This window comes from Streptomyces sp. 11x1, assembly GCF_032598905.1.
Taxonomy (GTDB): Bacteria; Actinomycetota; Actinomycetes; order Streptomycetales; family Streptomycetaceae; genus Streptomyces.
Window position 1 is genome coordinate 9,654,615 of sequence record NZ_CP122458.1, and the last position, 12,474, is coordinate 9,667,088.

General features: G+C 68.9%; 8 protein-coding genes and 1 pseudogene. 6 read left to right on the forward strand and 3 right to left on the reverse strand.

The genetic code is table 11. The features are described 5' to 3' along the window. Positions 1-1,194 precede the first annotated feature (1,194 nt). The 6 genes and pseudogenes from P8T65_RS42440 (at position 1,195) to P8T65_RS42465 (ending at position 6,347) form a co-directional block, all read left to right on the forward strand. Complete coding sequence (locus tag P8T65_RS42440) at positions 1,195-1,665, forward strand: hypothetical protein (protein WP_316730779.1); 471 nt, start codon at positions 1,195-1,197, stop codon at positions 1,663-1,665. 410 nt (positions 1,666-2,075) lie between these two features. Beyond that, the gene (locus tag P8T65_RS42445; protein ID WP_316730780.1) at positions 2,076-2,483 is read left to right on the forward strand and encodes a barstar family protein; all 408 of its coding nucleotides are present in this window, start codon (positions 2,076-2,078) and stop codon (positions 2,481-2,483) included. 389 nt (positions 2,484-2,872) lie between these two features. Further along, positions 2,873-3,640 carry a hypothetical protein gene (locus tag P8T65_RS42450; RefSeq protein ID WP_316730781.1) on the forward strand — a complete coding sequence of 256 codons (768 nt, stop codon included), beginning with the start codon at positions 2,873-2,875 and terminating at the stop codon, positions 3,638-3,640. A 255-nt stretch (positions 3,641-3,895) separates the two neighbouring features. Then, positions 3,896-4,543 (forward strand): hypothetical protein, encoded by a 648-nt coding sequence (locus P8T65_RS42455; RefSeq protein ID WP_316730782.1) that lies wholly within the window; start codon positions 3,896-3,898, stop codon positions 4,541-4,543. A 71-nt stretch (positions 4,544-4,614) separates the two neighbouring features. Continuing rightward, positions 4,615-5,354 (forward strand): annotated as a pseudogene (locus P8T65_RS42460) (ISAzo13 family transposase); the annotation flags it as partial. 444 nt (positions 5,355-5,798) lie between these two features. Further along, positions 5,799-6,347: a hypothetical protein gene (locus P8T65_RS42465; RefSeq protein ID WP_316730783.1), complete on the forward strand. Its 549-nt coding sequence runs from the start codon at positions 5,799-5,801 to the stop codon at positions 6,345-6,347. A 950-nt stretch (positions 6,348-7,297) separates the two neighbouring features. Here the strand turns inward: P8T65_RS42465 and P8T65_RS42470 are convergent. From P8T65_RS42470 to P8T65_RS42480, 3 genes are all read right to left on the reverse strand, one after another. Beyond that, positions 7,298-10,201 (reverse strand): response regulator, encoded by a 2,904-nt coding sequence (locus tag P8T65_RS42470; protein ID WP_316730784.1) that lies wholly within the window; start codon positions 10,199-10,201, stop codon positions 7,298-7,300. A 624-nt stretch (positions 10,202-10,825) separates the two neighbouring features. Further along, entirely contained in the window at positions 10,826-11,470 is a 645-nt protein-coding gene (locus P8T65_RS42475) for a hypothetical protein (RefSeq protein WP_316730785.1), read from the reverse strand. Positions 11,471-11,597: 127 nt separating this feature from the next. Further along, complete coding sequence (locus tag P8T65_RS42480; protein ID WP_316730786.1) at positions 11,598-12,452, reverse strand: alpha/beta hydrolase; 855 nt, start codon at positions 12,450-12,452, stop codon at positions 11,598-11,600. Between the last annotated feature and the right edge of the window lie 22 nt (positions 12,453-12,474).

The following is a 12,474-nucleotide window of genomic DNA, read 5'->3' on the forward strand; positions in this document are numbered from 1 at the left end:
GGGCGACTGAACGCTGACGTGCGTCGGTATGTCGAGCATCGTGCGGAGGTGCAGGGCCGCAACACCGGAGTGCGGTGGCGGCTCCAATAGCTTCAACGTTCAACGTGGGCTGCGTCACTGGGAAAACAAGTCACATGACTGGACTGAAAGCACATCGACAGCTTCCGTACGGGCAGTCGACAGGAACCTCGCGTGCAGCGTGTGTAACGCCACATGTTGATCGAGTGGGATGTTGCCCACTCGATTCCTGATGTTCGTCGTCGCTGGTTGGTGAGCGGATTGCCCGCGTCGAGGGGGAGGTGGATGGGGACGCCGATCTGCCCTGCCCCGACAGCTGCTCGCCGTCGCCGACTGCAAGAGGGCTCTCGGGCTCGCTCAGTGACGGGATTGGCGCACTGGCATCCACCCCATGCCTGCGTTCTGATCCGCTGTCATGGACGGGAGCGCAGCGACGGTCTTGGCAAACTCGACGCAGTCGTGCGCGAGCGCTCCTCCGGGAAGACCGTCACCGAGGTGGCCCGGCAGCCTGGGGTCAGCGCCGAGGGCCTGCGGAACTGGGTCAACAGGATGAGATCGACCGTAGTCAGGGGCACCGGGAGCTGCCGACAGCCGAACGGGAAGAGCTGCGCCGGCTGCGGAGGCCGGCCGCCGGGCAGGCGGAGACGAACCAGGCGCTGCGCAAAGCGGCGGTCTTCTTCGCGAAGGAGAGCGAACGACGAGCGAGGTGTACGCGTTCATCGAGGCGGAGAAGACTGGTCTGGTCGGCGTGCTCGGTTCTCGTCGAGCGAGCCCGTTCGGCCGCTGTCCGGTGGCGCCCTGTCCTGAGTGCGTCGGTCTGCTCGACGACCGCCCGCGCCGCGGATCGGTCTCGTCATGGAAGCCCTTGGCGGACGGGAAGAGCAGGTTCAGCTCGTCGGCCGCAGGCTTCAACTCGTCCGGAGGAATGAAGCCAGGGAGAATCACGAAACCGACTTCACGCGGCTCCTGTGCCGCTTCTGTGAGATCCATCGGGCCGGGATGATTACGGCGAGACGCGGGCAATCGGTTCCTCGGTAGGTCGTGCGGCTCCGGACCGGAGGATCTTCGACTTCCGCCCCGCCCCGCCTTGCAGAAGCCGGCGCGGCACCCCGAGCCCCGAGTGATGGGGTCGTGGTCCACCTGGTCATGCGTTGGGCACAGGGGTCCGCGACCGGGATGATGAGTGAGCTGGCTGCGTCGATCGTGGTACTGCTGGAGAACGGCTTCGACGTCACGGTCTTCGACAAGTACCGGCAGGTCGGCGGAGTTTGGTCATCAGGAGGCTGCTACGACGGGCTGGCCAACCAGTCCGCGCTCCGCATCTTCGAGTTCGCGGACCTGCCCAACCGTTTGCACTTCGCCAGCGCGGCGGACACGCAACGCTACTTGGAGAACTATGCCGAGACCTTCTGCGTGCTGGACCGCGTTCGACCCGGCACCGAGGTGATCTCCATCCCCCGGTGGACGGCCCTGGGCGGGTGGGCGCCTCCGGCTGGTCGATCGACTCTCGGCCCGCTGGGGCCAAGGCGGCGGAGGTTCATCGCGAAACATTCGACATGCCTCGACTGTCATCCGTGCGTTCACCGGTGGCCACGTGGGGGGCTTTCTCACAGCCGGGTGTCATTTCCGTCTGTCGGACAGCTGTGAGCCGACTGAGAGGCCACTGCTATGCACGACCGGTTTCTTGATGCCACCGGGGCGAACGGCCCCCGGGCGAAACACCCGAACCAGTCGCCGAGCAGGAATGGGGACACCCATTCACATGCGATCCCCATCGTTCCTGTCTGACGCGGCACGCACTGTTCAGTCAGCCCGAGGCACCAGCAGTGCCACCACAGGCACCTCTGCCGGTCCACCTAGCACCCAGGAAAGACGCAGATGAAACCGACACCATCCCAAAAAGACCACCATGTCCTCGACCGAGGCGTTGGAGACCCCGAGCGTGAAGTGCTCCCCCGACCACTACGAAACCTTCCACTACCTCGGCCGCTGGTAGCAGCGGGCGCGCCCGCCGGGCGCGCGCCTCCGCTCCCCTCCTCCCAGCCCGGAAGAACGACATGAACACCACCGCGCACTGCATCCGCCCCCTGTCCGGGTCGGAGACGGTCCCCGCGGGTGCCAAGGAGATCCTCGGCACCCGCTGTCGCACCAACATCGACCTGTTCGCCGAGTGGGCCTCGGTGTTCGGCTTCCCGACCTGGTTCGGCCGCGACTGGAGCGCGTTCGAGGACTGCCTGCGCACCCTGGCCGAGGCCGACGAGTCCGGCCCGGTGACGCTCGTGCTCCGCAACGCTGCCCTGCTCCTGGAGGACGAGGACCCGGGGCAACTCGGCATCCTCCTGGACATCCTGGGCGGCAGCGACTTCGGCCTGCTCCTCCTGGACGACTCCGCCGACGACCTGGACCAGCTGGCCCGGCGCATGACGGCGGCAGGCTTCACCCCGCCACCGATGCCGGAAGGCTGAACACCGCCCGCGCCCTGCCCTCCGGACGGTTTCGCACCGCACCCAGTGCACTTCCACCGCCGACAGCCCCGCACCGTGGGCTTTCCCCCGCGGGAGCAATCCGTGAACCTGAGCGGCCCGTTGGACTCCAGCAGGGTCGTGCGCTCCTGAGTGCCGAAAACAAAGCGAAGTCCGCCGTTCGGGAGCGTTTCTCTCTCGCCGGATCAAATTACCCGGCGCACCATTCGCGGCCGTCCAACCGGACGTGCCCGCAACACTGAAATGAAAGGGAAGGCATGCAAATAAGAAACGTGGTCCAGGCGGTTCGCTCCCGTCTCGGATCCACACAGAGCCGGGGCCGCACGTCCCCCGAGATCGGCGCCGTCGCGGCCAAGCGGAGCCCGCGCAGGATGATGGCCCTCGCCCTGGCCGCCTTCCTGGCAGCCGTGCCGATGTCGGCCGCCGTCCAGACCGCCGCCGCGCCCAAGGCCCACGCTGCCGTCGACGACCGATACGGCTGGGTCCGCAACGCGGCCGCGGTGGCGGCTCTCGCCTTCTGGCGGGACAGGGCGCACTGGCCCGCCACCGGCCCCCAAAACGCCATGTACCACACGCCCAACGGGGATGTCATCAACGGGGGCGGGGTCTACCAGGACCGCGACCAGCAACTGCGCACCTGGATCGGGCACGAGACCGGCAACTGGGGGGCAATGAATTTCCGGGAGTACGACGCCGCGGCCAGGCACAACTCGTGGGACAACCGGGGTGCGATGCGATATATCCTCAACGTGGAATACGGCCTCGTCTTCCGCACTGACGACCACTACGGCAACTTCACCCTGATCAACTGGGGAACCGACGGCCCCGCCTATTTCCCCGACCACGTGTTCTGCTACGAGAACCCCAGTTGGCAGGGTAACAACAGGCGGATCGTCCTCCACCAGGTACGCCAGTACTCTTACGAGATTGGTGGCGACACTCCTGGGGAGGCAATGTCCGTAGAATACATGCGGGACTGGGAATGGTGGCACTCCGGCGACCGGAGGTACTACCATGATGACCGTGCAAACAATTACCGCCAGGGCATGAGCTTCCCTGTGCAGCAGGCTCTCTGGTTCCACAGGGACCCCAGCCAAATCTGCAGGCAATTCACCGGTTTCAACTACGGAACCACGTAGTAGCCGCAAGGCCGCGAAGCGACCACCGCCAGGCCCGTCACGGCCGACCGGATCGGGGCCCCAGGGGAGCACAGTTTCCCCTGGGGCCCCTTCGCGCTGCCCCGCGTCTGCCTGTCCCTCCCCGTTTGCGAGGATGGCCGTGAGCCCGATCGGCCAGGCTCAAGGCAGAGCGACGCCAGGGCAAGCGCCCTTCTGCCCAGACGGCTTCACCACCTGCTTCGTTCGCCTGGGCGCGCCCGGCCCTCGTGGGATAGCGTGCCGAAGGTGAGCTTTCGACCGAATCACCTCGGCGGGGACGGACGCCGCCTCGGCGCGGAAGCGATGAGCAGGCTGCGCGGAAAGTCGGCCGCCGTCATCGAAGACGGACTCAGCGACGATGAGTTCGCTCGCATCGAGGAGACCTTCGGCTTCCGTTTCGCTGACGACCATCGAGCATTCCTGGCCGCCGGGCTGCCCGTGAATTCCCCTGCCACGCCCCCTGAACCCGGCATCGCCGCCGCCGGCTCGCAGCCCTGGCCCGACTGGCGGCACCATGATCACGACGAACTCCGTCGCCGCCTCGAGTGGCCGGTCGACGGCGTCCTGTTCGACGTGGAGAAGAACCAATTCTGGGTCGAGTCGTGGGGGAAACGCCCCGACCGAGTCGACCAGGCGACCGAGATCGCGCGACGGGCCCTGACACGGGCGCCGGCCATGATTCCGATCTACCGGCACCGGTACCTTCCGGCAGGCGCCGGAACCTGTGGCCATCCCGTGCTGTCCATATGGCAGACCGACATCATCTACTACGGTCTCGACATCGCCGACTACATCGACCGCGAATTCGCCGGCGCCGACCGGCCCCCGGACGGAGCGTCCTGGAACCCGCAGGCCACCGTCGAATTCTGGAAAGACCTGATCTGAGCTCAAGACCGTGCCAGATCGAGTCTTCGAACCTCAAGTGGGCACCGGGACCACTGGAACCGAGCGGACGGGGAATCCACGACCTGGCGGCGGACACCGGCTGGGTGAACATCGGCACCGACCACGACACCGCCGCGTTCGCGGTGGAATCGATCCGCCGCTCGTCGCACGACCAGGGCCACGACGCCTACCCGCAGGCTTCCCGGCTGCTGATCACAGCGGATGCGGGCGGATCCAACGGTTACCGCACTCAAGCCTGGAAACTCCGTCTCGCCCGCCTGGCCACCGAAACCGGCCTGGCCGTCACGGTCTGTCATCTGCCGACGGGCTCGCCGAAGAGGAACAAGATTCTCTTCTCCCACATCACGATGAACTGGCGTGGCTGCCCGCTGACCAGCCACGAAGTCATCCTCGATGCGATCGCCGCGACCACCACCCGCACCGGACTGCGCGTGAAGGCCGAGCTCGACACCAACACCTACCCCACCGCCATCTCGACGTCGGCGACGCCGAGATGGCGGCCCTGCCGCTGACCCGCCACACCTTCCACGGCGACTGGAACTATGCCCTGCATCCCCGGCCGGCCCCTGCCGCCCCGGCACCCCGGAGCAGCAGGTCACCGGTGCCTCAGTGGGATCCGGCACTGCTGTCCGACCCCGAGCTGACCGGAATGTCCCGCCATCAGCTGGACCACCTCGTCCGGGCCCTGGCCTCAGAAGGAGACACCCGACGCGGCCGCCCGTCCCGGCTCGCCTTCCCTGACCAGGTCCTGGCCACCGTGCTCCACCTGCACGTCAGCCTGGCCGCGGACTTGGCTCGATCTACTTTGGCAGAGAGGGAGCGGTCCAGGCCGTGCGTTCACCGGTGGCCACGTGGGGGGCTTTCTCACAGCCGGGTGTCATTTCCGTCTGTCGGACAGCTGTGAGCCGACTGAGAGGCCACTGCTATGCACGACCGGTTTCTTGATGCCAGCGGGGCGAACGGCCCCCGGGCGAAACACCCGAACCAGTCGCCGAGCAGGAATGGGGACACCCATTCACATGCGATCCCCATCGTTCCTGTCTGACGCGGCACGCACTGAGACTCCGCCAAGTTCGTTTCCGCAGTTCAGTGGGGCTGGTGTGATGCGCGGTGAGGTCCTCACGCTGACAGGTGGCGTGATCGTTAGCACGAGATCGTCCGGCGCGGGCGTTCTCGCGGGTTCTGGCGTGAGGTTCGGGGCTGCCGCGTAGGTTCCGCGTCGGGAGGGATGTTCATGACAGACGTGCTGACGTGGACGATCGGGCGGCGGCTTGAGCTGGCGAAACGTGCTGAGCTCCTGCGTAAGGAGCTGGGCGAACTCGAGCTGGAGGTGGCCCGGTTGGAGGCCGCCGAGGTGGTGTTCGGGCAGTGGGCCGAGGCCACCGACGGTGGACGGCGGCCGTCGGGCATCGTGTCGCTGGAGCTGGAGCTGGAGCTGGAGCTGGAGCTGGAGCTGGAGCTGGAGCTGGAGCTGGAGCTGGAGCTGGAGCTGGAGCTGGAGCCGGAGCCGGTCGCTGTGACGGTGGGCCCGGGTGCGGGCGGGATGCGGGTGGTCCCCGATCGTGTCGAGGGGATGGGGCTTCAGGCCCTGACCTCGGAATACCGTCGGATCATGGAGATCGTGGCCGGGTCGGACGGTCCGGTGATGGCCAAGGACGTTGCCGTCGGACTGGGCCGGGAGACGACGCCGGGGAAGATCGAGCCGGTCCGGGGTCAGCTGCGCAAACTCTCCGACCGGGGCTGGCTCGTCCGCACCGCATCGGGCCGCTACCGGCCATGCTGACCAGCGGTGTTGGCGGCCGGACGGGCCGATTCCGGCCGTAACGCGAGGGCCCCCGGCGGGAGTTGGTTGATGTGTGACGAAAGACCAGCCCGCCGAGGGCGCTCAGGATGTTGTCTACCAGGTCCGCCTCCCGCTGTCGAAGCGGACCATCGATCTCGTCGCCGGCCTGATACGCCGGCGCCGCAACCGGATGCGCTCTGTCTGGCGCAAGGCCGAACCCGGTAAGCAGGCCGTCATCGTGCTCGCCGTCCTGCGTCACGACCAGCGCCTGGCCGACATGGCCGGCGGCAACGGTGTCGGGGAGTCCACCGTCCGCTGCGGCGCGCGGTGTCGGCAGAGACCAACGCGCGAGCCGCCACCCGGCGTACCACCAAGCTGGATGCCTCGATCGCATGAAGACACACCGACGTGTGACGTCGTCGACCCGGTCGGTCGTGCCGGGTCGGACAGGCCGGCGACCTTGGTCGCCGGTCTCCGTCGGTGGCAGCCTTCAGCCGGGTACCAGGAACGGGAGCGACCACGAACAGCACCACGTGCGACTTGGCACCAACCGTATCGCCGAGCACGCCTCACTCCACTGCCCAAGGTCTCCCAACACCCCAACGCGCCAAGCTGCACGCCGTCGTCGTGGCCACCGGCAGCAACATCGCCACGCTGCCGGCCGACGAGATTGCGCGGGCGGCGTCGGCCGAAGTCCCTCACGCCGAGTTCGGCGGCCCGTTCGCCCCACACCGGTACACCAGGGACCGGTCATCGTTCGGGAGGCCGGCGACCTCCTCGCCGACGAGCCGGACAACGCCCTGGCCCCCTCGTGTCCATCCTCGGCAACTTCGCCGGTGACTGCGGCGACGAACCACGCCTGCTGCTCGCCCTGGGCGACACGCCTGTACGGCTGTCCCACCTGGGCCGGCGCATGGCGGCAGCAGGGTGATGACGGTCGCTCCCTCGGCTCAGGCGCGCAGCTTGTAGCCGAAACCGCGGACCGTTTCGATACGGTCGCGGCCGATCTTGGTACGCAGCCGCATCACCTGGACGTCCACGACGTGTGTGTCGCCGGACCAGGTGCAGCCCCAGACCCGCTCCAGGAGGATGTCGCGGGTGAGGACCGTGCCGGGCGAAGCCGCGAACTCCCGCAGCAGCTTCAGCTCGGTGGTGGTCAGGTGGATGGGTGCCCCGTCCTTGTACACCTCCAGTGACACCGGGCAGTACACCAGATCCCCGAACCGGCTCGTACGAGTGTCGCGCCGTCGGCCCGCGGGGGCCGTGCGTCGCAGCAGGGCGCGCACGCGGGCGAGCAGGACCGTTCCGTCGAAGGGCTTGGCGAGGCAGTCGTCGGCGCCCGCTTCCAGGCCCCTGACCACGTCCGCCGGGTCGTCGCGGTCCACGAGGAGCAGAACGGGCACCGCGGACTCCTCGTGGATACGCCTGGCCAGGCTCATCCCGTCCAGGCCGGGCAGCCGGCCCGCGAGCACGGCGACGTCCGGGGTCTGCTGACGGAACAGGGTGAGCCCCTTCAGGCCGTCGGCGGCGCTGTGTACCCGGTGACCGCTCGCCTCCAGGATGCGCCGGGCGCTCTCCCTGACCGTCGGGTCGCCGTCGACCAGCAGTACGTCGCATACGCGGGGTCCCTCGGCGGGTGACGCGGGCTCGGTGTCCGTGGCGGCAGGCGCGTGTCGGCGGCGCACAGTGCTCGGCGCGGTCTCCTTGACGTCGATGTCACCGTTACCGTCACCGTCGGCGCCACTGGCGCGTTCGGTGCCGGTGTCGTACGCGGTGTCCCTGCCGCATTCGGGCCCGGCACCGGAATCGGAATCGGTGTCGAGGGCGAGGGCGAAGTCGACGGCTCCGCCGGGGGTGTGGTGCCGACCGCCTTCGGCGAACGCCTGCCGGTACGACGCCTCGCCCAGCGCGGCGATCGCGGCTTGCTCGCAGCGGGCGTGCCACTCGGCCATCTGCGGTCCCAACGCACAGACCGAGGTGCCTGCGTCGTGCCACAGGGCGTCCGCCAGACCCAGCAGCCGGGTGGCCCGTTCATGGGCGCCGCCGGCGGCGGTGGCCCAGGCGAGCAGTTCCACCATCCTCGCGACCATCGCGTGGTCGTTGAAGCCGCGCATGCCTTCCAGCGCGGCCCTGACCAGGGCCTCGGTGGTGTCACGGTCACCACGGGCCCAGGCGTAGTGGCCCATGCCCATCAGCACCTGAGCGCGACCCCACCGATCCCCGCTCGCCTCGGCGACGGCGGCGTACCGGCTGCCGGTGTCTGCCGCCCGGGGATCGCCGGCGTACGCCTGGACGCAGGCCAGCGACAGCCGCCAGCAGGCCGCCGTGCGCTCGTCGCCCAGCGCGGTCATGGCGGCCAGGGCCGCCTCGTAACGGCCAATGGCCTCAGTCGGCCGCCCCCGGTACTGCGCCGACACCCCGTGCAGGCCGTCCGCCTGGATCCGCACCCACGCATCGCCCAGCCGTTCGCCCAGCGACTCGGCCTCCTCCAGCCAGCGGTCGGCCGTGGTCAGGTCGCCCTGGGTCTGCGCCACCCAGACAGCGGCCACCAGTGCGCGGGCGCGCTCCGCGCTGGGCTCGGGCGCGGCGGCGAGCGCCCGCTCGAACTGGCGGCGCCCCTCACTGAGGAAACCGCCTACGCACCAGTGCCAGGACAGCGCCGCGACCAGCGCGAGACGGGGCCGGGGCTCACCCTCGTAGTCCAGGGCGGCCAGCAGGTTGGCGTGCTCCGCGCGCAGCAGGGCCAGGCTCTCCTCCTGGCCGGGGCCGTACCAGTTCCGGTCGATGCGGTGAGCGAGCGCGAGGTAGAAGTCGCGGTGGCGTCGGCGCGGTTCGTCCTGCTCACCGGAGTCCGCGAGCCGCTCCCGGCCGTACTCCCGGATGCTCGCCAGCAGCCGGTAACGCCTCTGACCACCCGCCTCGCAGGTCAGGACGACCGACTGGGCGACCAGCCGGTCCAGGAGGTCCAGCACCTCGGCCTCGTCGATCCCCTCCCCGGAGCAGACACCCTCGGCGGCCTCCAGGCTGAACCCCCCGGCGAAGACGGTCAGGCGGTTCCACAGCAGCCGCTCGGCCGGGGTGCACAGCTCGTAGCTCCAGTCGATCATCCCGCGCAGGGTGCGCTGATGGGCCGGTGCCGTCCGGCTGCCGCCGGTGAGCAGCGCGAAGCGGTTCTTCAGCCGGTCCGTCAGCTGGCCGACGGTGAGCGTGCGCAGCCGGGAGGCGGCCAGCTCGATCGCCAGCGGGAGCCCGTCCAGATCGGCGCACAGGCGCGCGATCTCGGCGTGGCCGGCCTCGTCTCCGTGGAACCGCTCCCACACCGCGACGGCCCGGTCCCGCAGCAGTTCCACCGCATCGTCCTGCACGAGCGGCGCGACGGCGAAGACCTGCTCGCCCGTGACACCCAGGGTATGACGGCTCGTGGCGAGGATGCGCAGCTCGGGAGCGGCTGACAGAAGGGTTCCGGCCAGTTCGGCGCACGCGTCGATCAGGTGCTCGCAGTTGTCCAGCACCAGCAGCGCGCGCCGCCCGGCCAGATAACCCGTGAGCTGGTCCAGCAAGGGCAGCGCCCCGAGGTCGGGCACCCCCAGCGCGCCCGCCGCCGCGGCCGCCACCGCCGACGGGTCGGACACCAGGGCCAGGTCCACCAGCCACACCCCGTCCGCGAACGCCTCCCGGGACGCGGCGGCCACCTCCAGCGCCAGCCGCGTCTTACCCGCACCGCCCATGCCCGTGAGCGTCACCAACCGCCGTACGCACAGAAGGCGTCGGATCTCAGCGGTCTCCTGCAGCCGACCCACAAAACTCGTGAACGGCGCGGGCAGATTCCCACACTCCGCGATCACCTTGGGCATGCTTTCCCCGTCTCCCCGTGCCTTGTTCGAAAATTTCCTGGAATTCTTACCAATTTCTTACGGTCGACCCATGGTTGGCCGTATTGAAGAACTTGGAAGGCCCAGGATTTACGAGGCAGGTTTCTACCGTGTGAACAAGCATGGTCCCGTCCGCAAGCCGTGTGGAGCCCACCCCCACCTTGACCTCACACCGACAGAGGCGGCAGCGGCAGTGGCAGTCCTGCGTGGCATATCTCACAACCCCGATGCAAAGGACGTTGTCGCGTTGTAACCAGTCACAGAGCCATTACGCGACCCGTCGGCCTTTGATCGAAGTGCCGAGCCCTCTGTGGAAATGAGTCGACTCAATTGTCAGGCAGCCGAGAATTGATTGGCGACATGAATCATGCCAGTGATCAATCGCCTGGTCCTGTTCGGGCTGCGGGCAGACGGGGCGCACGCCCTTGCCGACCCGGCGTTGGGACTCCGGCCTGGTGCAGGCGCGGTCCGGTCAGGGAGGCTCCGCCATCCTGGTTCTTGTTGGTCGGCGGGTCCGGTGCCGTTCTTCATCGTGGGAGCGCTGACATGGACGGTCGAGCGGCGGGTGCAGCTGGCGGAACCCGACGATCTGCTACTTGGCTGCGATCAGCTGCCCGTCTCCCCGGTGCAGTACGCCAGCTGACCGCGTGCGTCGAGCAGATCGGGGTGCGCATCGGGCAACGGCTCCTGTGCCTCGCTGACCACGCTGCGGAACATGCGAACAGCCTGTTGTGTCCGGCCGACTTCCCCGGTGGAGAAGGCCGCTTGGCGCCGGGCCCCGAGGGCGAACAGGGGTGCCACGCCAGGCCGATCCGCGATGCGCCGCAAGCGCGCGACGGCCTCGCTGGGGCGTCCCGCGTCACCCAGTGCAGGGTCAGAGGAAACAAGGTACCGGAGGGCGCGCGTCAGGTACGCGACGAGCCGGTCCGGCGGCATCTCGGCCACCGGGCCGCCGCGCAGCACGTACCGGCTGAGGACGACGCCGATGAGCTGGGAGGCGAGCAGGTCGACGCGCTCGTCCGTGTCGGGCCCGCACGGCACCGTGCGATATGCCTCCATGCTGCTGCGCCGCATCGCCGTGTACAGGTCGGTCGCGGCCTGCCCGTCGGAAGCGGCGCTGCGGATCAGCGCGAGGGACGGATCGTTGCCGTCGGCGTGTTCCATGCGTTCGACGAAGGCCCGTGCGATCCGGTTCGGCATGGTCTCGGGCGGGCCGGGCCGTAGTTCGGGCAGGTCGCGGGGGCCGGGCACGGCCGCGAGGAACAGCGGCGAACGCGGCCCATGCCGCCTCCGGAATCGCCTCGCGGTGGGCCTCGGGGGCGCGGACGCGTCTCCTCGCGACGGCGGGGACGCCGGGAGGTTCGCTGCCGGCGCCGGATCAGCGGGCGAGGACGCGGTCCAGCCAGGCCAGCAGGTCGCTGACGATCTCCTTCTTGTTGGTCTCGTGGAACAGCTCGTGGCGGGCTGCGGGATAGATGAGGTAGGTCACGTCGGTGACGCCGGCCTCGCCGTAGCGTTCGACGAGCAGGTTGCTGCGTGAGAGCTCGGCGTTCAGCGGGTCGTGATCCCCGACCAGGACGCAGATGGGCAGATCCGCCGGGATGCCCTTGGGCTGGGCGAGTGACGCCGAGGCGACGGTGATGTCGGCCATGCCCTGGGCGTCGAGGCTGAAGCCGCACATGGGGTCGGCGAGGTAGGCGTCGACGGCCGGTTCGTCCCGGCTGAGCCAGTCGAACGGCGTGCGGCTGGGCTCGAACGCCCCGTTGAGCGCGAGCAGCGGGTCACTTCCCTCCGCGGCCTCCTGCGCCTGCGACGCGAGCAGGACGTCGACCGCGGTGGTACCGGCGAGGGCGAGTGCGTCGATCAGGTGGGCGTGGTCCAGGACGTACTGCTGCGAGGCGAAGGAACCGAGGCTGTGTCCGAGCAGGACCAGGGGCAGGCCGGGGTGCTGCTCGCGGATGGTCTGCGACAGGGTGACCATGTCACCGACGAGCCGGTTCCAGCCGTCGTCCCCGAGCTGACCGGGCTCGGCGTGCCTGCTCAGCCCGTGTCCGCGGTGATCGTTGGCATAGACGGCGTACCCCTGGGCGGTCAGTGCCGCCGCGAGGGGGGCGTAACGGCCGGCGTGCTCTCCCATACCGTGGGCGATCTGGACGACGGCTCGCGGGGGCGTGTCCGGCTTCCATTCGTGCACGTGGATCTGGACGCCGTCTTCGCTTTCGAAGGTGAACATCGGGTTCCTTGTCTTGGGTACG

Bases quoted from the DNA above. Each gene is read 5' to 3' on its own strand.
- P8T65_RS42440 (WP_316730779.1), top strand. From the start codon at position 1,195: ATGATGAGTGAGCTGGCTGCGTCGATCGTGGTACTGCTGGAGAACGGC.
- P8T65_RS42445 (WP_316730780.1), top strand. From the start codon at position 2,076: ATGAACACCACCGCGCACTGCATCCGCCCCCTGTCCGGGTCGGAGACG.
- P8T65_RS42450 (WP_316730781.1), top strand. From the start codon at position 2,873: ATGATGGCCCTCGCCCTGGCCGCCTTCCTGGCAGCCGTGCCGATGTCG.
- P8T65_RS42465 (WP_316730783.1), top strand. From the start codon at position 5,799: ATGACAGACGTGCTGACGTGGACGATCGGGCGGCGGCTTGAGCTGGCG.
- P8T65_RS42470 (WP_316730784.1), bottom strand. From the start codon at position 10,201: ATGCCCAAGGTGATCGCGGAGTGTGGGAATCTGCCCGCGCCGTTCACG.
- P8T65_RS42480 (WP_316730786.1), bottom strand. From the start codon at position 12,452: ATGTTCACCTTCGAAAGCGAAGACGGCGTCCAGATCCACGTGCACGAA.